Annotated in this window: 25 protein-coding genes; 17 read left to right on the top strand and 8 right to left on the bottom strand. The window is 71.5% G+C overall.

Going from position 1 to position 20,229, the window contains the following annotated elements; translation table 11 throughout:
- Positions 1-16 precede the first annotated feature (16 nt).
- The gene (locus OO68_RS16835) at positions 17-979 is read right to left on the bottom strand and encodes an LLM class F420-dependent oxidoreductase (protein WP_033309176.1); all 963 of its coding nucleotides are present in this window, start codon (positions 977-979) and stop codon (positions 17-19) included.
- 172 nt (positions 980-1,151) lie between these two features.
- Here OO68_RS16835 and OO68_RS16830 point away from each other — a divergent pair, with 172 nt between their 5' ends.
- The 13 genes from OO68_RS16830 (at position 1,152) to OO68_RS16770 (ending at position 11,373) form a co-directional block, all read left to right on the top strand.
- A complete protein-coding gene (locus OO68_RS16830) occupies positions 1,152-3,260 on the top strand; it encodes an NAD(P)/FAD-dependent oxidoreductase (RefSeq protein WP_033309175.1) in 2,109 nt (702 codons plus the stop codon).
- Positions 3,257-5,104 (top strand): transketolase, encoded by a 1,848-nt coding sequence (locus OO68_RS16825; RefSeq protein ID WP_033309174.1) that lies wholly within the window; start codon positions 3,257-3,259, stop codon positions 5,102-5,104. Before OO68_RS16830 ends, OO68_RS16825 begins: the two co-directional genes overlap by 4 nt.
- On the top strand, positions 5,101-6,030 hold the full coding sequence (gene ligD, locus OO68_RS16820; protein WP_033309173.1) for a non-homologous end-joining DNA ligase: 930 nt from the start codon (positions 5,101-5,103) through the stop codon (positions 6,028-6,030). The genes OO68_RS16825 and ligD overlap by 4 nt, the downstream gene beginning before the upstream one ends.
- Positions 6,031-6,123: 93 nt before the next feature.
- Positions 6,124-6,495, top strand: a complete 372-nt coding sequence (locus OO68_RS16815) for a gas vesicle protein GvpO (RefSeq protein ID WP_078625357.1) — start codon at positions 6,124-6,126, stop codon at positions 6,493-6,495.
- Positions 6,496-6,541: 46 nt separating this feature from the next.
- On the top strand, positions 6,542-6,976 hold the full coding sequence (locus OO68_RS16810; protein WP_033309172.1) for a gas vesicle structural protein GvpA: 435 nt from the start codon (positions 6,542-6,544) through the stop codon (positions 6,974-6,976).
- Positions 6,973-7,746 carry a GvpL/GvpF family gas vesicle protein gene (locus tag OO68_RS16805; protein ID WP_033309171.1) on the top strand — a complete coding sequence of 258 codons (774 nt, stop codon included), beginning with the start codon at positions 6,973-6,975 and terminating at the stop codon, positions 7,744-7,746. The genes OO68_RS16810 and OO68_RS16805 overlap by 4 nt, the downstream gene beginning before the upstream one ends.
- A gap of 4 nt (positions 7,747-7,750) precedes the next feature.
- Entirely contained in the window at positions 7,751-8,014 is a 264-nt protein-coding gene (locus tag OO68_RS16800) for a gas vesicle protein GvpG (RefSeq protein ID WP_033309170.1), read from the top strand.
- Positions 8,011-8,676 (top strand): hypothetical protein, encoded by a 666-nt coding sequence (locus tag OO68_RS16795; protein ID WP_033309169.1) that lies wholly within the window; start codon positions 8,011-8,013, stop codon positions 8,674-8,676. Before OO68_RS16800 ends, OO68_RS16795 begins: the two co-directional genes overlap by 4 nt.
- Positions 8,673-9,779, top strand: coding sequence for an SRPBCC family protein (locus OO68_RS16790; protein WP_033309168.1), 1,107 nt, complete (start codon positions 8,673-8,675; stop codon positions 9,777-9,779). The genes OO68_RS16795 and OO68_RS16790 overlap by 4 nt, the downstream gene beginning before the upstream one ends.
- Positions 9,776-10,114 carry a gas vesicle protein gene (locus OO68_RS16785; protein ID WP_031108661.1) on the top strand — a complete coding sequence of 113 codons (339 nt, stop codon included), beginning with the start codon at positions 9,776-9,778 and terminating at the stop codon, positions 10,112-10,114. Before OO68_RS16790 ends, OO68_RS16785 begins: the two co-directional genes overlap by 4 nt.
- Positions 10,111-10,866, top strand: a complete 756-nt coding sequence (locus tag OO68_RS16780; RefSeq protein WP_033309167.1) for a GvpL/GvpF family gas vesicle protein — start codon at positions 10,111-10,113, stop codon at positions 10,864-10,866. Before OO68_RS16785 ends, OO68_RS16780 begins: the two co-directional genes overlap by 4 nt.
- 16 nt (positions 10,867-10,882) lie before the next feature.
- On the top strand, positions 10,883-11,071 hold the full coding sequence (locus OO68_RS16775) for a gas vesicle protein (RefSeq protein WP_003994122.1): 189 nt from the start codon (positions 10,883-10,885) through the stop codon (positions 11,069-11,071).
- A gap of 38 nt (positions 11,072-11,109) precedes the next feature.
- Positions 11,110-11,373, top strand: coding sequence for a gas vesicle protein K (locus OO68_RS16770; protein ID WP_030843810.1), 264 nt, complete (start codon positions 11,110-11,112; stop codon positions 11,371-11,373).
- Between the two features lie 64 nt (positions 11,374-11,437).
- Here OO68_RS16770 and OO68_RS16765 read toward each other — a convergent pair whose 3' ends face one another.
- Positions 11,438-11,608, bottom strand: a complete 171-nt coding sequence (locus OO68_RS16765) for a hypothetical protein (protein ID WP_033309166.1) — start codon at positions 11,606-11,608, stop codon at positions 11,438-11,440.
- 42 nt (positions 11,609-11,650) lie between these two features.
- On the bottom strand, positions 11,651-12,472 hold the full coding sequence (locus OO68_RS16760; RefSeq protein WP_033309165.1) for a class I SAM-dependent methyltransferase: 822 nt from the start codon (positions 12,470-12,472) through the stop codon (positions 11,651-11,653).
- Between the two features lie 212 nt (positions 12,473-12,684).
- On the opposite strand from OO68_RS16760, the gene OO68_RS16755 reads away from it, so the two are divergent.
- Entirely contained in the window at positions 12,685-13,227 is a 543-nt protein-coding gene (locus OO68_RS16755; protein ID WP_033309164.1) for an MOSC domain-containing protein, read from the top strand.
- 63 nt (positions 13,228-13,290) lie between these two features.
- The gene (locus OO68_RS16750; protein WP_033309163.1) at positions 13,291-14,910 is read left to right on the top strand and encodes an ATP-binding cassette domain-containing protein; all 1,620 of its coding nucleotides are present in this window, start codon (positions 13,291-13,293) and stop codon (positions 14,908-14,910) included.
- A 106-nt stretch (positions 14,911-15,016) separates the two neighbouring features.
- Here OO68_RS16750 and OO68_RS16745 read toward each other — a convergent pair whose 3' ends face one another.
- Positions 15,017-16,117, bottom strand: coding sequence for a baeRF2 domain-containing protein (locus tag OO68_RS16745; protein ID WP_033309162.1), 1,101 nt, complete (start codon positions 16,115-16,117; stop codon positions 15,017-15,019).
- 94 nt (positions 16,118-16,211) lie between these two features.
- Here OO68_RS16745 and OO68_RS16740 point away from each other — a divergent pair, with 94 nt between their 5' ends.
- On the top strand, positions 16,212-16,469 hold the full coding sequence (locus tag OO68_RS16740; protein ID WP_033309321.1) for a DUF6158 family protein: 258 nt from the start codon (positions 16,212-16,214) through the stop codon (positions 16,467-16,469).
- A 45-nt stretch (positions 16,470-16,514) separates the two neighbouring features.
- On the opposite strand, the gene OO68_RS16735 is transcribed toward OO68_RS16740, so the two are convergent.
- The 3 genes from OO68_RS16735 to OO68_RS16725 all read right to left on the bottom strand — a co-directional run bounded on the left by OO68_RS16735 (position 16,515) and on the right by OO68_RS16725 (position 18,046).
- Positions 16,515-17,057 (bottom strand): type 1 glutamine amidotransferase domain-containing protein, encoded by a 543-nt coding sequence (locus OO68_RS16735; protein WP_033309161.1) that lies wholly within the window; start codon positions 17,055-17,057, stop codon positions 16,515-16,517.
- A gap of 83 nt (positions 17,058-17,140) precedes the next feature.
- On the bottom strand, positions 17,141-17,572 hold the full coding sequence (locus OO68_RS16730) for a CBS domain-containing protein (protein WP_033309160.1): 432 nt from the start codon (positions 17,570-17,572) through the stop codon (positions 17,141-17,143).
- 72 nt (positions 17,573-17,644) lie between these two features.
- Complete coding sequence (locus tag OO68_RS16725; protein ID WP_033309320.1) at positions 17,645-18,046, bottom strand: DUF2795 domain-containing protein; 402 nt, start codon at positions 18,044-18,046, stop codon at positions 17,645-17,647.
- Between the two features lie 159 nt (positions 18,047-18,205).
- Between OO68_RS16725 and OO68_RS44075 the strand changes: the two genes are divergently transcribed.
- Entirely contained in the window at positions 18,206-18,385 is a 180-nt protein-coding gene (locus OO68_RS44075; protein ID WP_078625335.1) for a hypothetical protein, read from the top strand.
- Here OO68_RS44075 and OO68_RS16720 read toward each other — a convergent pair.
- Positions 18,339-20,132: a thiamine pyrophosphate-requiring protein gene (locus tag OO68_RS16720; RefSeq protein WP_033309159.1), complete on the bottom strand. Its 1,794-nt coding sequence runs from the start codon at positions 20,130-20,132 to the stop codon at positions 18,339-18,341. The two genes, OO68_RS44075 and OO68_RS16720, sit on opposite strands and share 47 nt — an antisense overlap.
- Positions 20,133-20,229 lie beyond the last annotated feature (97 nt).

The following is a 20,229-nucleotide window of genomic DNA, read 5'->3' as shown; positions in this document are numbered from 1 at the left end:
ATTTTCCGGGCGGGCGTCAGGCGGCCTGCTGGAGCTGCGGCAGCACCTTCGTGCGGTAGAAGTCGAAGAAGCCGCGCAGGTCCGGCCCGATCTGGTTCACATAGACCCGGTCGAAGCCCGCTTCGGCGAACTGCCGCAGCTCCGCCACGTGCTCGTCCAGGTCGTCGCCGCACACCCGGTTCGCGCGCACCATGTCCTCGGTGACGAGCTGCTGCGCCTGCTCGAAGTGCTTGGGGGAGGGCAGCACCTGACCCAGCTCACCCGGCAGTTGCTCGTTCGCCCAGAGCCGGTGGACGGTCCGGACGGCCTCGTCCTTGTCGGTGCCGTAGCAGACCTTGGTGCCGCCGCTGACGAGATGTCCGCCGCCTCCGCCCTTGCGGTACTGCTCCACCATCGCCTCGTCCGGCATGACCGTGATGTAGCCGTCGCCCACGCGGGAGGCGAGCTGGGTCGCGGCCGGGCCGAAGCCGGAGATGTCGATCGGGATCGGCTCGTCCGGGACCGTGTACAGGCGGGCGTTCTCGACCGTGTAGTGCGGGCCGTGGTGGTTGACCTCCTCGCCGGTGAACAGGCGGCGCATCACCTGGATGGCCTCCTCCAGCATGTCCAGACGCACGTGCGCCGGCGGCCAGTGGTCGCCCAGGATGTGTTCGTTGAGCGCCTCGCCGGAGCCGACGCCGAGCCGGAAGCGGTTGTTCGTCATCACCGCGCTGGTCGCGGCGGCCTGCGCCACCACCGCCGGGTGCATGCGCACGGTCGGGCAGGTCACCGCCGTCTCGATCGGCAGGGACACCGCCTCCGACAGCGCGCCGATCACCGACCACACGAACGGGCTCTGGCCCTGTTCGTCGTTCCAGGGGTGGTAGTGGTCCGAGATCCACAGTGCCTGGAACCCGGCCTGCTCGGCCATCCGCGCCTGCTCGATCAGCTCGGCGGGTCCGTACTGCTCGCACGAGAGGAAGTAACCGTACTCGGGCATGGGGGAGTGCCTCCGCGACGTCGGCGGTCCGTATCCCGCACCGGGTTACCCGCGCACGGGGCCGGAAACCGGCGGCGTGCGGGCCGGTGGGTCCCGGCCGACGTTTGGGTGCGCAGGCCAGGGGGACGCGGAAGGCTCCCGAGCTACGCGACAGCGCCGGAGGCGAGCGACCGTGAGTCGACCCCGCATCCTGATCGTCGGTGCCGGCTTCGCCGGGTACCGCACGGCCCGCACCCTGTCCCGGCTCACCCGGGGCCGGGCCCACATCACCCTGCTGAACCCGACCGACTACTTCCTGTACCTGCCCCTGCTGCCCCAGGTCGCCGCCGGCATCCTGGAGCCGCGCCGGGTCACCGTCTCCCTCTCCGACTCGCTGCCGGACGTCCGGCTGGTGCTGGGGGAGGCCGAGCGGATCGACCTCGACGACGGCACCCTGCGCTACACCGGCCCCGAGGGCGAGGAGGGCTCGCTCTCCTACGACCGGCTGGTGCTGGCCGCCGGCAGCGTCAACAAGCTGCTGCCCATCCCCGGGGTCGCCGAGCACGCGCACGGCTTCCGGGGGCTGCCCGAGGCGCTGTACCTGCGCGATCACGTGACCCGGCAGGTGGAGCTCGCGGCTTCCGCCGACGACCCGGAGGCGTGCGCCGCGCGCTGCACCTTCGTGGTGGTCGGCGCCGGGTACACGGGCACGGAGGTCGCCGCACACGGGCAGATGTTCACCGACGCGCAGGTCCGCAAGCACCCGCTGCGGCAGGGCATGCGGCCGCGCTGGATGCTGCTGGACGTGGCGCCGCGCGTGCTGCCCGAGATGGACGGCAAGCTCTCCGCCACCGCCGACCGGGTCCTGCGGCAGCGGGGCGTCGACGTGCGGATGGGGACCTCCGTGAAGGAGGCCACCCACGACGGGGTCGTGCTGACCGACGGCGAGTTCGTCCGGACCCGGACGCTCGTGTGGTGCGTGGGCGTACGTCCCGACCCGCTGGTGGAGTCCCTCGGGCTGCCGATGGAGAAGGGACGGCTGCTCGTCGACCCGCACCTTCAGGTGCCGGGCCGGCCGGAGCTGTTCGCCTGCGGGGACGTGGCCGCCGTACCCGATCTGGAGAACCCCGGGAGCTATACGCCGATGACCGCGCAGCACGCCTGGCGGCACGGCAAGGTCGCGGCGGAGAACGTCGCCGCGTCGCTCGGCCTCGGCGGGTCGCGCAAGCCCTACCGCCATCGCGACCTCGGCTTCGTCGTCGACCTGGGCGGGGCGAAGGCCGCCGCCAACCCGCTCGGCGTGACCTTGTCCGGCGTACCCGCGGGTGCGGTGACGCGGGGCTACCATCTCGCCGCGATGCCCGGGAACCGGGTCCGGGTCGCGGCCGACTGGCTGCTGGACGCGGTGCTGCCGCGCCAGGCCGTGCAGTTGGGGCTCGTACGGTCCTGGTCGGTGCCGCTGGACACGTCGTCGCCCGAGGTGGCCCGCGTGGCGGGCGGGCCCGGGCGGCGGGCGGACGCCAGGTCCGGGCCGGGGGCGGCGCTCGCGGCCGACACGGACGGGTCCCCCGATGAGCCCGCGAAGGGGCAGCCCGGATCCGGGACGACGCAGGTGCGACCCGGATCCGGGGCCGCGCAGCCGCGAACCGAACCCGAAACGGCGAAGGGCCGCCCGCTTGCGGGCCCGCCAGGCTCCGGTCACGGCCAGTTGCGGTCGGAGTCGGAGACGGCGAAGGGCCGCCCGGCCGCGGCGACCGAGACGGCCGCGCCGACCACCGGCGAGCCGGTGAGGAACCGGCCGGGCGGTGAACCGGCCGAGAACCCACCTGGTGGCGATTCCGCCGAGAGGCGGCCCGGCGGTGAGCCGGCCAGGAGCCGTCCTGGTGGCGGACCGGCGGGGACCCGGTCCGGGGGTTCGGCGAGGAGCCGGCCGGGCGGTGAACCGGCGGGCCAGCCCGGTGGTGAGCCGACCGAGAGTACGCCCGCCGGCCGGCCGGCGAAGAACCCGTCCGGCGGCGAGCCCGGGACGAGCCGGCCGGGCGGTGAGCCGGCAAGGAATCAGCCGGGCGGTGAGCCCGCGAAGAATCAGCCGGGTGGTGAGCCCGCGAAGAATCAGCCGGGTGGTGAGCCGGCAAGGAATCAGCCCGGCGGTGAGCCTGCGAAGAATCAGCCGGGTGGTGAGCCCGCGAAGGATCAGCCTGCCGCCGCGCCCCCGCCCCGTCCACCCGGTCCTGACCACCCCGCCCCCGGCCCCGTGAAACGAACCGACGCCCCGGACGACTCCGCGAAAGGAGACTCATGAACACCGGTGAACTCACCGACCTCGGACAGCAGCTGCGGGTGGACAGCGTCCGCGCCGCCGCCGCGGCGGGCTCCGGTCACCCGACGTCCTCGATGTCCGCCGCCGACCTGATGGCCGTCCTGCTCGCGAACCACCTCCGCTACGACTTCGACCGCCCCGCCCACCCCGGCAACGACCGCTTCGTCCTCTCCAAGGGCCACGCCTCCCCGCTGCTGTACTCCGCGTACAAGGCGGCCGGCGCCATCGACGACGAAGAGCTGCTCACCTTCCGCAAGCTCGGTAGCCGCCTGGAAGGGCACCCCACCCCGCAGCGCCTGCCGTGGGTCGAGACGGCCACCGGCTCGCTCGGGCAGGGACTGCCCGTCGGGGTCGGCATCGCCCTGGCCGGCAAGCGGCTCGACCGCACCGGCTACCGCACCTGGGTGCTGTGCGGCGACAGCGAACTGGCCGAGGGATCCGTGTGGGAGGCCGCCGAGCACGCCGGGCACGAGCACTTGGACAACCTCACCGTGATCGTCGACGTCAACCGGCTCGGCCAGCGCGGCCCCACCCGGCACGGCCACGACCTGGACGCCTACGCCCGCCGCTTCCAGGCCTTCGACTGGCACACCATCGAGGTCGACGGCCACGACGTCGACGCCGTCGACCGCGCCTACGGAGAGGCCGCGTCCACCAAGGGCCAGCCCACCGCGATCCTCGCCCGCACGCTCAAGGGAAAGGGCGTCGAGGGCGTCCAGGACCGCGAGGGCCTGCACGGCAAGCCGCTGCCGGAGGCCGAGGAGGCCATCGCCGCGCTCGGCGGCTCCCGCGACATCCGCGTCCGGGTGCAGGAGCCGCCCGCCGCCCGCATGCTGCACTCCGTCCACACGGGGAACTTCGAACTCCCCCGGTGGGACAAGGGCGAGGAGGTCGCCACCCGCAACGCCTTCGGTGAGGCGCTCACCGCCCTCGGCACCGGCCGCGGCGACATCGTCGCCCTGGACGGCGAGGTCGGCGACTCCACTCGCGCCGAGTTCTTCGCCAAGGAGCACCCCGACCGCTACTTCGAGTGCTACATCGCCGAGCAGCAGCTCGTCGCCTCGGCGGTCGGGCTCGCGTCCCGCGGCTGGGTGCCGTACGCCGCCACCTTCGCGGCCTTCCTGACCCGCGCGTACGACTTCATCAGGATGGCGTCCATCAGCGGCTCCGGCATCAACCTCGTCGGCTCGCACGCGGGCGTCGCCATCGGCCAGGACGGGCCCAGCCAGATGGGCCTTGAGGACCTCGCGATGATGCGGTCGGTGCACGGCTCGACCGTGCTGTACCCGTGCGACGCCAACCAGACCGCCCGGCTCGTCGGCGCGATGGCCGGCCTGGAGGGCGTGCGCTACCTTCGCACCTCGCGCGGCGACAGCCCGGTGATCTACGCCCCCGACGAGGAGTTCCCGGTCGGCGGCAGCAAGGTGCTGCGCTCCTCCGGCGAGGACCGGCTGACCCTCGTCGCGGCGGGCGTCACCGTGCACGAGGCGCTGGCCGCCGCCGAGGCCCTGGAGCAGGAGGGCATCGCGGTGCGGGTGATCGACCTGTACTCCGTGAAGCCCGTCGACCGGGCCACCCTGCGCCGGGCCGCCGAGGAGACCGGCTGCCTGGTGTCCGTGGAGGACCACCACCCCGAGGGCGGCATCGGGGACGCGGTCCTCGACGCCTTCACCGACGGGCGCCCCGTACCACGCCTGGTACGTCTTGGCGTACGGACGATGCCGGGCTCGGCGTCCCCGGAGGAGCAGCTGCGCGCCTCGGGCATCGACGCGGAGTCCGTCGCGGCGGCCGGACGGCTGCTGGTGGAGGAGGCGGTCGTGCGGTGAGCGGCGGCGACGGCACGCGCAGGGTGCGGGCGGGCCGCCGCACGGTGGAGGTGCACCGGCCGGACAAGGTGCTCTTCCCCGGCGGCGGCGACGCCAAGGAGTACACCAAGGGCGACCTGGTGGAGTACCACCGGGCCGTCGCGCCCTTCATGCTGCCGCACCTGCGCGGCCGGCCGCTGATGCTGGAGCGGCACCCCGACGGCCTCGACGGCCCGACGTTCATGCAGAAGAACACCCCGGACCACTACCCGGAGTGGATCCCCCGCGTCGAGGTGGCCAAGGAGGGCGGCACCGTCCGCCATACCGTCTGCGACGACACCGCGACGCTCCTCTATTTGGCCGACCAGGCGAGCATCACCCTGCACCGCTGGCTGTCCCGCGCCGACAGCGTCGACCACCCCGACCGGCTGGTGTTCGACCTCGACCCCTCGGGGGACGACTTCGAGGCCGTGCGCGAAGCCGCCCGGCTGCTCGGGGAGCTGCTGGACGAGCTCGACCTGCCCTCGGCGCTGATGACCACCGGCTCACGCGGGCTGCACGTGATCGTGCCGCTGAACGGCCGGCACGACTTCGACGAGGTGCGTGCCTTCGCCCGGGGCGTCGCCGACACCCTCGCCGACGCCCACCCCGACCGGCTCACCACCGCCGCCCGCAAGAAGGAGCGCGGCGAGCGGCTCTACCTCGACATCCAGCGCAACGCCTACGCCCAGACCGCCGTCGCGCCCTACACGGTCCGGCCCCGCCCGGGCGCTCCGGTGGCCACCCCCGTCACCTGGGACCAGCTGGACGACCCGGAGCTGCACGCCCGGCGCTGGACCATCGCCGACGCCGTCGAGCAGGCCCGGACCAACCCCTGGTCAGGCCTGCTGAACCGGGGCCGGGCGCTGGGACCGGCCCGGCGGCGGCTGAACGCCCTGCGCGGCTGAGGCACGCCCGCCTCCGGCCGGACGGGTGGCAGATGCATGCGCCTGTAGAGGTTTGGCGAACACGCTTGCGGCCACACGGAGGGGGAGGTGGCCATGTCGAACACAAAAAACACGCAAGACTCACAGGATTCAAAGGAGTCACGGGACTCCCGGAGCACGAGCAAATCGAACGACAACCAGTCGGCCAAGAGCCGGCCGAGCCCGATGGAGGTGCTGCGCCAGGCGCGCGGCCAGCTCGCGGAGCTCACCGGCATGGAAGCCGAGTCCGTGTCGTCCTTCGAGCAGACAGAGGAGGGCTGGGCGCTGGAGGTCGAGGTCCTCGAACTCGAGCGCGTGCCCGACACGATGAGCCTGATGGCGAGCTACCAGGTGGAGCTCGACGCAGAGGGGCAGCTCACGGGCTACCGGCGCGTCCGGCGCTATGAACGCGGCCGTTCCGACGCGCGCAGGCCCGGCGGCCGCTAGGCCGCCCGACCGGACCAGCACTCACACACGAGGAGGAACACCCGGCATGACTGTCGTACCGGCACAGCAGTCCGGCGGCGGAGGCGGCAGCAGCGGTCTCTACGACGTGCTTGAGCTTGTCCTGGACAGGGGGCTCGTCATCGACGCATTCGTGCGCGTCTCCCTGGTCGGCATCGAGATCCTCAAGATCGACGTTCGCGTCGTCGTCGCCAGCGTCGACACTTATCTGCGCTTCGCCGAAGCGTGCAACCGGCTCGACCTGGAGGCCGGGCCGCGCAAGGACCCGGGCCTGCCCGACCTGGTCGGGGAGATCACCGAGTCCGGTGCCCGCGGCAAGTCCAAGGGGGCGCTGTCCGGCGCCGCCGAGACCATTTCCGACGCCTTCAAGCAGGCACGGAGCGAAGGCTCGGAGCGTGAGACCGAGTCGCGTCCGCGAGCCCGCAAGAGCACGTCGTCCCGCCGTAAGGAGGAGCAGGAGTGAGCACCTACGTCTACGGCATCGCGGCGAGTTCGCACCCCGCCCTGCCCGAGGGCATGGGCGGTGTCGGAGACCCGCCCCGCGAGGTGCGCATTCTGCGGGAGGGCGACCTGGCGGCCATCGTCAGTGAGGCCCCCGAGGGCCTGCGGCCCAAGCGCAAGGACCTGCTCGCCCACCAGAACGTGCTCAGCGAGGCCGGTGCGGCCGGCTGCGTGCTGCCCATGCGGTTCGGCAGCGTCGCCCCGGACGACACCTCCATCACCGGAGTGCTCGCCGAGCGCGCCGAGCACTACAAGGAGCGGCTGCGGGCCCTGGACAACCGGGTCGAGTACAACGTCAAGGCCAATCACGTCGAAGAGGCCGTCCTGCACCAGGTGATGGCCGAGAGCCCGGACATCCGCGGGCTCGCGGAGGCCAACCGGCAGGCGGGCGGCGGCAGTTACGACGACAAGATCCGGCTCGGCGAGCTGGTCGCGGCCGCGGTCAAGGCCAAGGAGGCCAACGACGGCGCTGCCGTGCGGCGTGCCCTGGAGCCGGTCGCGGACGACGTGAGCGAGGGCCCCGAGTCGACGGGCTGGCTGGCGAACGTGTCGTTCCTGGTGAACCGGGATACGGCCGAGTCGTTCCTGGCCGCGGTCGAGCAGCTCCGCAAGGACATGCCGCACCTGGAGGTGCGGGTCAACGGACCGCTGCCGCCGTACAGCTTCGTCGAGCCCGGCCCGGCCGAGCCCGCGGGCACCGTGGCGAGTGGCACGGACACCGGAGTGGGGTGACGACGTGGGCCTGATCTCGGAGGTGCTGCTGCTGCCGTTCGCACCGGTACGCGGCAGCGCCTGGGCCATCAAGCAGGTCGTCCAGGAAGCCGAGCGGATCTACTACGACCCCGCCACGGTACGGGCCGAACTGGGCCGGCTGGAGGAACAGCTGGAGGCCGGGGAGATCACGGAGGAGGAGTTCGACCGCCTCGAGGACGAACTCCTCGACCGGCTGGAGATCGCTTCGCGCAGGAGCGCGGGAACAGGCAACGGGACGACACAATGAACCGAATGGGACTGGGCCTCGCGGTGGGGGCCGGATATCTCCTGGGACGCACCAAAAAACTCAAGATGGCGGTCGCCGTTGGAGGCCTGGTCGCCGGGAAGAAGCTGAACCTGAGTCCGCGCATGGTCGCGGAGCTGCTCCAGCAGCAGCTGAAGAACAACCCGCAGTTCAAGGAGATCGGGGACCAGCTGCGCGAGGATCTGCGCGGTGTCGGCAAGGCGGCCTCCGGTGCCATGGTCGAGCGGCAGCTGGACGCGCTGTCCGACCGGCTGCACGGCCGGACCGCCCAGGTGCGCGACCAGCTGACGGGCGTGGTGCCGGGTGGCCGCGAGGACGACGACGCGGACGACGAGTACGAGGACGAGGAACCCGAGGACGACGAGCCCCGGGACGACGAGCCCCATGACGAGGAGTCCGAGGACTCCGCGCCTCAGGAGGACGAGGGCGAGGAGCCGGCGGCGAAGAAGGCCCCGGCCAAGAGGCCCTCCGCGAAGAAGACGGCCCAGAAGGCCGCCAAGAAGGCCCCCGCCAAGAAGGCCGCCAAGAAGGCGCCCGCCAAGAAGACGGCGGCCAAGAAGACCACGGCCGCCAAGAAGACGGCCTCCGGGAGCCGGGGCGGCAGCGCCCGGTCCCGACTGCCGAAGGGAGGCGGTGAGGCATGAGCGACACACTCGGCTCGGCGAAGTCCGCCGCCAACGGAGCGGCGAAGAACCCGCTCACCGACCTGGCCCACAGCGAGGCGGCCGACCGGCTCAAGGCCGAGTTGCAGGAATACCTCGCCGCCCAGGCCACCCGCATGCTGACCGGCGTCGGCCGCAAGCTGGGCGAGACCACCGGCAAGCTGAACGACATCGCCGAGGGCAACAGCCCCGGCTTCGCCAAGCTCGCCCTCGACGGCGGTCGCAAGATAGCCGAGGGCAAGGGCCCCCTGCGCTCGGCGGTCGAGCTGGGCGGCTCGCGCCTCAAGGACAAGGTCACCGGCGCCTTCAAGAACCTGGGCGGCAAGAGCAAGGGCAAGAGCCGTTCGGGCAACAAGCCCACCGTCATCATCGAGCACATCGACGTCGGCGTGCCGCTGCGCACGGCGTACGACCAGTGGACGCAGTACCAGGACTTCAGCACCTTCGCGAAGGGTGTCAAGAGCGCGAGCCGCGACGACGACACCCACTCCGACTGGCAGGCGAAGATCTGGTGGTCGAACCGCAGCTGGAAGGCGAAGACGACCGAGCAGATCCCCGACGATCGCATCGCCTGGACCTCGGAGGGGGCCAAGGGCACCACGAAGGGCGTCGTCTCCTTCCACGAACTCACCGACAACCTGACCCGCGTCCTGCTGGTCATCGAGTACTACCCCTCTGGCTTCTTCGAGAAGACCGGCAACATCTGGCGTGCCCAGGGCCGTCGGGCCCGGCTCGACCTGAAGCACTTCGTCCGCTTCATCACCATCAAGGGCGAGGCGGAGGACGGCTGGCGCGGCGAGATCCGCGACGGCGAGGTCGTCCGCAGCCACGACGACGCGGTCGCCGAGGAGGAGTCCGAGGAGGAGTCCGAGGAGGAGCGCCCCGAGGGCGAGGAACCCGAGGACGAGTACGACGAGGACGAGTCGGAAGAGCAGGGCGAGGAGGAGCCCGAGGGCGAGTACGAGGACGACTCCGAGGCCGAGTACGACGAGGAGGAAGAGCCCGAGGAGGAGGAAGAGCCCGAGGGCGAGTACGAGGACGACGAGTACGAGGACGAGGAAGTCGAGGCAGGGAGCCGGCGATGACGACGCCCAGCAGGATGCCCGAGCCCTACGGTCAGGGAAGCGGTGCCAATCTCGCCGACATCCTTGAACGGGTCCTGGACAAGGGCATCGTGATCGCGGGCGACATCCGGATCAACCTGCTCGACATCGAACTCCTCACGATCAAACTGCGTTTGATCGTCGCCTCGGTCGACAAGGCGAAGGAGATGGGCATCGACTGGTGGGAGACCGACCCGGCCCTGAGCTCACGAGCCCGCCGTGACGAACTGACCCGTGAGAACGCCGAGTTGCGCGAGAGGCTGGCCCGGCTGGAGGAACTGGAGCCCGGCCGCGCGGAGAAGAAGGAGGCACCGTGACCGGACTGCGGTACGTCTACGCCGTCTGCCGCCCCTTCGGGACACCGCTCCAGGCCGAGTTGACGGGGGTGGCGGGTGATCCGCCCAGAGCGCTGGCTCACCACGGCCTGGTGGCCGTGGTGAGCCACGTGCCGGAGCGGGACTTCGCCGAGGAGCCGCTCCGGCGCCATCTGGAGGACCTGGACTGGCTCACCGAGACCGCCCGGGCCCACCAGGGCGTGATCGACGCGCTCACCAGCGTCACGACCCCCCTGCCGCTGCGGCTCGGCACCGTCTTCCGCGACGACAGCGGCGTACGGATGATGATCGAGGCCCGCGAGGAGGACTTCCTGCGCACCCTCGACCGGCTGGAGGGCCGCGTCGAGTGGGGCGTCAAGGTGTACGCCGAGTCCGAACCGCAGGAGAGCGCCCAGCCGGCGCAGAAGCCCGCGTCGGGCCGCGACTACCTGCGCCAGCGTCGTATGCAGACCAGGTCCCACGAGGAAATGTGGCAGAAGGCCGAGGCATTCTCGACCCGGCTGCACGAGGAGCTTTCCGCATTCGCGGAGGATTCCCGGATGCATCCCCCGCAGAATCCCGCGCTCTCCAAGGCGACCGGGCGGAACGTGCTGAACGCCGCTTATCTCGTGCCCCGCGCCAATTCCGAGGAATTCGTGGAGCTGGTGGACCGCACGAAGGGTGAGGTGCCGGGCATGCGCATCGAGCTCACCGGCCCCTGGGCGGCCTATTCGTTCGCGGGGGAGACCACATGACCGACCGGGAGAATCCGTGACCGTAGTGGAACGCCGTGAGGTCGCCCTCGTGGACCTGCTCGACCGGCTGCTCGCCGGCGGCGTCGTGATCACGGGGGACATCACGCTGCGCATCGCCGACGTCGACCTCGTCCGCATCGACCTCAACGCGCTCATCAGCTCGGTGAACGCCCAGGTGCCCTCACCGTTCGAGGAGTTGCTGTGACCGCCCCCGACGACCATGCCCGGCCGCGCCGCAAGCACATGGATCTGGAGCCCGACACGGTCGAGCGCGACCTGGTCAAACTCGTGCTGACCGTGGTGGAACTGCTGCGCCAGCTCATGGAGCGCCAGGCGCTGCGCCGGTTCGACGTGGGGGATCTGAGCGAGGAGCAGGAGGAGCGGATCGGGCTCACGCTCATGCTGCTCGACGAGCGGATGACGGAACTGCGCGACCGCTACGGACTGCGGCCCGAGGACCTGAATCTGGACCTCGGGCCGCTCGGACCGCTGCTTCCGCGGGACTGACGCACACGCGTTCCCCCGGGCCTGACCGGGCCCGGGGGAAGTGGTGCGTCATGACCTGTGCGTCCTACCACCTGTACCAGCGGCCCCTGCCGCCGGCTGCCGACGTGCCGCGGACGAAGAATCCCAGCAGCCACACGACGAGAACCGCGAGAGCGATCCACCAGAGAATTTCCACTGCGAATCCGGCGCCGAACAGAACCAATGCCAGAAGCAGCACCAGCAGGATGGGAACCATAATTCGAACCTCCTGCTTTCAGGGTGTCCCGGAAGGGGTGTTTCAGGCTTCCTTGCGGCAGAGAATTTCTCCGTGCAGCACGCTGAACCACCCGTCCTCCCGCGTGCCCCACTCCCGCCAGGCCGCGGCCGCGGCGCGCAGCCCCGCCTCGTCGGTGTGCCCACCCTCGACGGCCCGGTCCGCGTACGTCGAGGCCAGGGTGCGGTCGGCCCACAGCCCGCTCCACCAGGCCCGCTCCTGCGGTGTGGCGTAGGTCCAGGTGCCCGAGCTCGCCGTGATGTCCGTCAGTCCGGCCCGCAGCGCCCAGGACTTCAGCCGGCGCCCGGCGTCCGGCTCACCGCCGTTGGCCCGGGCGACCCGGCGGTAGAGGTCCAGCCAGGCGTCGAGCCCCTCGGACGCGGGGTACCAGGTCATGGCCTCGTAGTCCGCGTCCCGTACGGCAATGATCCCGCCGGGCCTGACGACCCGCCTCATCTCGCGCAGTGCCCGCACCGGGTCGCCCACGTGCTGGAGCACCTGGTGGGCGTGGACCACGCAGAAGGTGTCGTCCGGGTAGTCCAGGGCGTGCACGTCGGCGACCGCGAAGTCCACGTTGGCCAGCCCCCGCCCGGCCGCCGTGGCGCGTGCCTGCTCCAGGACCTCCGGCGCCCGGTCGACGCCGGTGACCTCCCCGTCGGGCACGAGCTCGGCCAGGTCGGCGGTGATCGTGCCGGGTCCGCAGCCGATGTCCAGGATCTTCATGTGGGGCTTGAGCGAGGGCAGCAGGTACGCCGCCGAGTTGGCGGCGGTGCGCCAGGTGTGCGAGCGCAGCACCGACTCGTGGTGTCCGTGGGTGTAGACGGCGGTCTCGCGGGGTTCCGGCATGGCGGATCCCACCCCTTCCGATTCGGGACGACAGGAGATCACCGTACGCAAGGATGCCGCATATTGAGACCCGCATCCTGCAATATGGACTGACGGTGCATCAGGAACCGGTGGCGTCATGCCGGGCGGGTACCCGGAGGGGGTGGACACACCGACGGCCCCGGGGCAGGCTCATGGCTGATCATCATCACCGAAACAGGGGGAACCGATCGATGAGCGGCCACGTGACGGCGGTCAGCAGCAACGGGGAGTACTCGTTCACCAAGCCGAACCGGGACAGCATCACGCTGCTCACCGGCCTCGGCGTCGAGGGGGACGTGCACGCCGGCGTGACGGTCAAGCACCGCTCGCGCGTCGCCCAGGACCCCACCCAGCCGAACCTGCGCCAGGTCCACCTCATGCACGAGGAGCTCTTCGCCGAGGTCGGCGAGGGGGGCTTCAAGGTGGCCCCCGGCGAACTCGGGGAGAACATCACCACGCGGGGCATCGACCTGCTCGCCCTGCCGACCGGCACCCTGCTGCGCATCGGCGACAACGCGGTCCTGGAGGTCACGGGGCTGCGCAACCCCTGCCTGCAGATCGACCACTTCCAGGACGGGCTGCTCAAGCAGGTCGTCGGACGTGACGAGGCGGGAAACATCGTGCGCAAGGCCGGGATCATGAGCGTGGTGCGGGAAGGGGGCGTGGTGCGCCCCGGCGACACGATCGAGGCGGAGCTCCCCAGCGGACCGCACCGGCCGCTGGAGAAGGTCTGACCGGCACCGCGTCACCCGAAACCCGTTTGCCCCCGGCCCCCGCGCCCCCACACAATCGCGCCCATGGGACACCTCGAAGCCGCGCACCTGGAGTACTACCTGCCCGACGGAAGGGCGCTGCTGGGCGATGTCTCGTTCCGGGTGGGGGAGGGGGCCGTGGTGGCCCTCGTGGGGCCCAACGGCGCGGGGAAGACGACCCTGCTGCGGATGCTCGCCGGTGAGCTCAAGCCGCACGGCGGCTCCGTGGTCGTCGGCGGCGGGCTCGGGGTCATGCGGCAGTTCGTCGGATCCGTACGCGACGCGACGACCGTGCGGGACCTGCTCGTGTCCGTCGCGACGCCCCGCATCCGCGAGGCCGCGAAGGCCGTCGACGAGGCCGAGCACGCGATCATGACCGTCGACGACGAGGCCGCCCAGCTGAAGTACGCCCAGGCCCTCGCCGACTGGGCCGAGGCGCGCGGCTATGAGGCCGAGACGCTGTGGGACATGTGCACCACGGCAGCGCTCGGCGTGCCGTACGACAAGGCGCAGTTCCGGGAGGTCCGCACCCTCTCCGGCGGCGAGCAGAAACGGCTCGTCCTGGAGGCGCTGCTGCGCGGCACCGACGAGGTGCTGCTCCTCGACGAGCCCGACAACTACCTCGACGTCCCCGGCAAGCGGTGGCTGGAGGAACGGCTGAAGGAGACCCGCAAGACGGTTCTGTTCGTCTCCCACGACCGCGAACTCCTCGCCCGCGCCGCCCAGCGCATCATCTCCCTGGAGCCCGGCCCCGCCGGTGCCGACGCCTGGGTGCACGGCGGCGGTTTCGCCACCTTCCACGACGCCCGGCGCGAGCGCTTCGCCCGCTTCGAGGAGCTGCGCAGGCGCTGGGACGAGAAGCACGCCCAGCTGAAGAAGCTGGTGCTGAATCTGCGTCAGGCCGCCGCGGTCAGCCATGAGATGGCCTCCCGCTACGCGGCCGCGCAGACCCGTCTGCGCAAGTTCGAGGAGGCCGGCCCGCCCCCGGAGCCGCCGCGCGAGCAGGACATCAGGATGCGGATCAAGGGCGGCCGTACCGGCGTGAGGGCGGTCACCTGCGCGAACCTGGAGCTCACCGGCCTGATGAAGCCCTTCGACCTGGAGGTCTTCTACGGCGAGCGCGTCGCGGTCCTCGGCTCCAACGGCTCGGGCAAGTCCCACTTCCTGCGCCTGCTCGCCGGTGACGACGTGGCGCACACGGGCGACTGGAAGCTGGGCGCCCGGGTCGTGCCGGGCCACTTCGCGCAGACGCACGCGCACCCGGAGCTGGAGGGCCGCACGCTCCTGGACATTCTCTGGAAGGAGCACGCCCAGGACCGCGGTGCCGCGTCCTCACGGCTGCGCCGCTACGAGCTCACCCAGCAGGCGGAGCAGACCTTCGAGCGTCTCTCCGGGGGCCAGCAGGCCCGCTTCCAGATCCTCCTGCTGGAGCTCCAGGGCGTGACCGCGCTGCTGCTGGACGAGCCGACCGACAACCTCGACCTGGAGTCCGCCGAGGCCCTCCAGGAAGGCCTGGAGGCCTTCGACGGCACGGTCCTCGCGGTCACCCACGACCGCTGGTTCGCCCGCTCCTTCGACCGCTTCCTGGTCTTCGGCAGCGACGGCCGGGTCCGGGAAACCCCGGACCCGGTCTGGGACGAACGCAGAGTGGAACGCGCCCGCTGAGAGGGCGCCCCCCCTCAGGGGCGCGGGGAACTGCGCGGCCAGCCACAGCGGGCCCGCATGCGCGATGTGTGAGAGACCCCCGCGGCGGCTGGGCGCGGCACCCCGCTCACTTCCAGCGCAACAACGCCCCGAGGCCCCCCACCGGCACCTCCTCCTGGGAAACCGCCAGCGCGGGCGCATCCGTGGCTACCGCGGAACGGATCAGCGCGTCGTCCGCCCGGGCCGGCCACGAGTGCTGCTCGCCCAGGACCTTCAGGTCCGTGCGGCGCACCGCGAGCTGGTCGGGATCCTCCCCGATCCACACCTCGCGGTGCGCGTCGGGCCCGTCCACCCTGATCAGCAGCTCGTCGATGCGGTGCTCCCGCGCCGCCTCGACCAGCGCGGGCACGCCCTCGGCGGCCCCGGTCCGCCCCTCGTCGTCAGGGGTGCGGGCGGCGCGGAACCGCTCCAGCTCCGCCTCGGCCTGCCGCGCCACATGCTCGGCCCGGGCCCGCTCCACGTCCTCGTCGAGCAGCCGGCTGCCGGTGCCGTGCGGCGCCTCGACCACCAGGGCGTGCAGCCGCTTGGGCAGCCGCTCGTGCACGGACCGCCGCTCCCGGTCGTCACCGACGAGGATCAGCAGGTCGGCCTTGGTCTCCTCCTGGCAGACCGCGAGCGCGTCGGCGATCTCCGCGGCGTTGTGCTCCCAGGTGTTCTCCACCCGCAGCTGGAAGTGCCGCTCGGACCAGTCCGCGGAGCTCGTCCGGTGCACGGGCCACTGCCGCCCGCTGACGCTCCCGGCGTCCTCCCGGCCCAGCGCGTTGCGCAGCTCGAAGTCCGCGCCCTTGCGGTCGACGTAGGCCACCACGCACACCGGGTCCTCTCCGGCCAGTTCCAGCAGGGGCGCGACCCGCGGCAGCGGCGCCCATTCGGCCCAGTCGCCGCCTTGCGGTGGACGGACCAGCGGCGGGTCGAGGACGACTTCGCCGGCCCGGGCGAACAGGGCACGGCCGTGCGGCTCGGAGGAGTGCCGCAGATCCTCGATCGCGCCCCGCACCGCCTGGCACGTCGCCTCGTCCGCTCCCTGCTCCGCCAGCGCACCGGCCATCGCCTGGGCCGTCAGCTCCCGCTCGTGGGGAGTGCCCTCCGTGTGCCGCGAGGTGTCGACGTACACAGAGGCCCAAGGCCCGGGGTGTTCGTACAGTGGGTGCAGAAAGGCGAGATCCATGGTTCCTCCCGGATGCCGCTCGGGGGCAGTGCTCAGTTGCTCCGGGGGCGGGTACCCGGACCGCAAGGACGAACACGACGAGCGGGGCGACACGATGACCGGAGTGGATCCTGACCGGCTGGACGACCAGCAGCTCATGAAAGAGCTGGAGACCATCCACCGCACGCGCCACGACACGCTGCTCTACGGCTCGAACGACGCGCTGCGCGCCCACAACGAGCGCATGGCGCAGCTGGAGGGCGAGTATCTGCGCCGCAACCCGCGCCGCCCGGTGGCCGCGGGCCGCACACGCGAAGGGGCCCGGGAGCGGGGCAGCGGGGAGTCGGAGACTCCCGCGAACCCCGGTACCTGAGCCCCTGCGAAGGAAGGACACGGCCGGACCGTCAGGCGGCGACCGTCAGGCGGCCTCCTGCGCGAAGACCTCCAGGAAGGTCTCGCAGAACGCCTTCAGATCGTCCGGCTTGCGGCTGGTGACCAGCTTGTTCGCCCCGTGGTCACAGACCTTGACCTGCTTGTCGACCCAGGTGCCGCCCGCGTTGCGGATGTCCGTCTGCAGGCTCGGCCAGGACGTGAGCTCCCGCCCGCGCACGACGTCCGCCTCGACCAGCGTCCACGGCGCGTGGCAGATCGCCGCCACCGGGCGGCCGTGCTCGAAGAAGTCCCGGACGAACGCCACGGCCTTGTCGTCCATCCGCAGGAAGTCCGGATTGGCGACGCCGCCCGGCAGCACGAGAGCGCCGAAGGAGTCCGGCGAGGCTTCGCCCACGACCTCGTCCACGGGGAACGTGTCCGCCTTGTCGAGGTGGTTGAAGGCCTGGATCTCGCCCTGCCGCGTCGACACCAGCACGGGTTCGTGACCCGCGTCCTTCGCGGCCTGCCAGGGATCGGTCAGCTCGACCTGCTCGACGCCCTCGGGCGCGACCAGAAACGCGATGCGCATGATGTTCTACGTCCTTTCCCGCTCTGCTTCGTTCTGTGGGCCGGCGTGCACGCCGGCGCTGCTCCGTTCCGGCAGCTCTGTGGTCACCCACCGCCCCGGGCATCGGGCTCGGCGCGGCTGATGTCGGCGAGTGCCGACGCCGGATCCTCGGCCTCGGCCACGTCGCCGAGGCTCACGATCCCCACCGGCAGCCCGTTCTCCACCACCGGCAGCCGGCGCACCGCGTGCTCGCGCATCAGCGTCACCGCCGTCGTCACGAGGTCGTCCGGCGTCACCGTCACGGGATGGGGGGTGCACACGGTCCGCGCGCTGACCGTCATCGGGTCGGCGCCGTCGGCGACGGCCCGTACGGTGATGTCACGGTCGGTGAGCACACCGATCACGTCCTGTCCTTCGGCCACCACCACGTCGCCGATGTTCTGCGTGCGCATCAGCTGCGCCGCCTCGACGAGCGAGGCGTCCGGGCGCACCGCGGCCACACCCGCTGTCATCACGTCCTTGACGTACTCGGCCATCACGGGAGCCTTCCCTCCGTTCCCAGACCGGCGGGGGCGCCGCGGCAGCCCGCGGCGCCCCCGGCGCGGTCCCTACGCGTACTCCTCCGGCCCGGTCTCACGGGCCCGGATCAGGGCCTGGGCCAGCTCCTGGACATTGCCGTAGCGCTCCTGGCGCGGCAGCCCCTCCAGGGCCTCGACCAAGGTGTCGGGCGCCTGGTGGCCGCGCAGCTCGCGGGCCAGGTCGCGCGCGCTCGCGGGGAACGCCCTGCGGCCCAGGATCCGGGCCAGCTCCAGCCGGACCGACTCCAGGGACGTCGGCGCACGGCTCGGCGTCACCGGCCCGTGGGCGACCTCGGGGTCGTCCTCGGCGGTCGGCTCCGGGTCGTGCCACTCCTCACTGCGCGTGGGGTGCCCTGACCTGAGCAGACCCTGCAGTTCGTGCTTCATCTCGTCGTCCCGGTGGACGCTCAGCCGGTCGCTGCCTCGCTGCATGTCTCCCTCCAGACGTTCGGGGGCCCGCACCGCGTACCCGTACACCGCAGGGCGACACAGGTTCCGTGCGCCCGATCGCCGCTGTCCGCACTGGTTTGCGCCACGTGCTGCGGGAGACCCGGACCACACCCCCCACACCTCTCTGGGGAAGGACCCGTCATGGCGATGCTCGCTGTGCTCATCCCGCTGCTCATGCTCGGAGTGGTGCTGGTGCTGGGACGCTACGAGGAGTTGCTGCTGCCGCAGGAGGACGCCGGCCGGCCCGAACCGGCCGTCGTGCCCCCTGCCGCCGCTACTTCTTCTCCCGCCCCGGCAGGAACTCCTGCACCTTCGCCTTGAAGCCCCGCTTGACCATCGATCCCCGGTCCGCGTCGCCCTTCAGGACCGACGCGGCGGTCGCCTCCATCTGGTCCCAGGTGGCGTGCGGCGGGATCGGCGGGACGGCCGGATCGGTCAGGAACTCCACCACCGCGGGGCCGTCCGCCGCCAGCGCGGCCCGCCAGGCCGCCTCGACGTCCTCCGGCTTCTCCACCCGGATGCCGGTCAGCCCCAGGGAACGGGCGAACGCGGCGTACTGCACGTCCGGGAGCTCCTGCGAGGGCAGGAACGACGGCGCGCCCCCCATCGCCCGCAGCTCCCACGTGACCTGATTCAGATCGTGGTTGTTGAACACCGCGATCACCAGCCGCGGGTCCTCCCACAGATGCCGGTACTTGGCCGCGGTGATCAGCTCGGCCATCCCGTTCATCTGCATCGCCCCGTCACCCACCAGCGCGATCGCCGGCCGGTCCGGGTGCGCGAACTTCGCGCCGATCACATACGGCACCCCGCAGCCCATCGTCGCCAGCGTGCCGGAGAGGGAGCCGCGCATGCCCGGCCTCATGGTCAGGTGCCGCGCGTACCAGTTGGCCGCGGAGCCCGAGTCCGAGGCGATGATCGCGTCGTCCGGCAGCAGGGGGTCCAGCGTGTGGGCCACGTACTCAGGGTTGATCGGGTCGGCGTCGAGTCCCGCCCGGCGCTCCATGACGTCTCGCCAGCGCGTGACGTTGTCGCACACGGTGTCGTACCACTCACGCCCGCGCCCCTCCTCGATCAGCGGGATCAGCCGCTCCAGGGTGGCCTTCGCGTCACCGACCAGGTTCACCTCGTACGGGTAGCGCATCCCGACCATGTGCGGATCGATGTCGATCTGGATCCCCCGCGCCTGACCGAACTCCGGCAGGAACTGGGAGTACGGGAACGACGAGCCGATGGTCAGCAGGGTGTCGCAGTCCCGCATCAGCTCGTAGGACGGGCGCGTGCCGAGCAGGCCGATCGAGCCGGTGACGTACGGCAGTTCGTCGCTGAGGACGTCCTTGCCGAGCAGCGCCTTGGCGACGCCCGCGCCGAGCAGCTCGGCGATCCGCTCCACCTCGGCCCGCGCTCCGGCCGCGCCCTGGCCCACCAGGATCGCCACCTTGTCACCGGAGTTGAGGATCTCGGCGGCCCGCCGCACCGAGTCGTCGGAGGGCACCGCCGTCCACGAGCCGCGGTCCAGGCTGGAGGGCACCATCTTGAACTCGTGCGTCGGCGGCGCGTAGTCGAGCTCCTGCACATCGCCGGGGATGATGACCGCCGTCGGGCAGCGGCGCGCGTACGCGGTGCGGATCGCCCGGTCCAGTACGTTCGGCAGCTGCTCGGGCACCGTCACCGTCTCCACGAAATCGGAGGCGACGTCCTTGTACAGCGTGTGCAGGTCGACTTCCTGCTGGTAGGAGCCGCCCATCGCGGTGCGGTGCGTCTGGCCGACGATCGCCAGCACCGGCACATGGTCCAGCTTGGCGTCGTACAGGCCGTTCAGCAGATGGATCGCGCCCGGCCCCGACGTCGCTGCGCACACCCCGAGACGGCCGCTGAACTTGGCGTAGCCCACCGCCTGGAACGCCGACATCTCCTCGTGCCGCGACTGCACGAACCGCGGCTCGTTCTCGGCCCTGCCCCACGCGGCGAGCAGGCCGTTGATGCCGTCGCCCGGATAGCCGAAGACGTGCTCCACTCCCCACTCGCGCAGCCTTCGCAGAACATGGTCGGCGACCTTGGTGCTCATGTACGACCTCCCGGACGCATGGGGACAGAGAGCAGTACGAGTCACCCTGCGCGACGGCGGAAAACCTCTCCGGGTTTGCGGGCGGGGGCCGGGGGCA

Origin of the sequence: Streptomyces iakyrus (assembly GCF_000717055.1) — a bacterium.
Classification (GTDB): domain Bacteria; phylum Actinomycetota; class Actinomycetes; order Streptomycetales; family Streptomycetaceae; genus Streptomyces; species Streptomyces iakyrus.
This window is presented reverse-complemented; position numbering and strand designations above follow the sequence as displayed.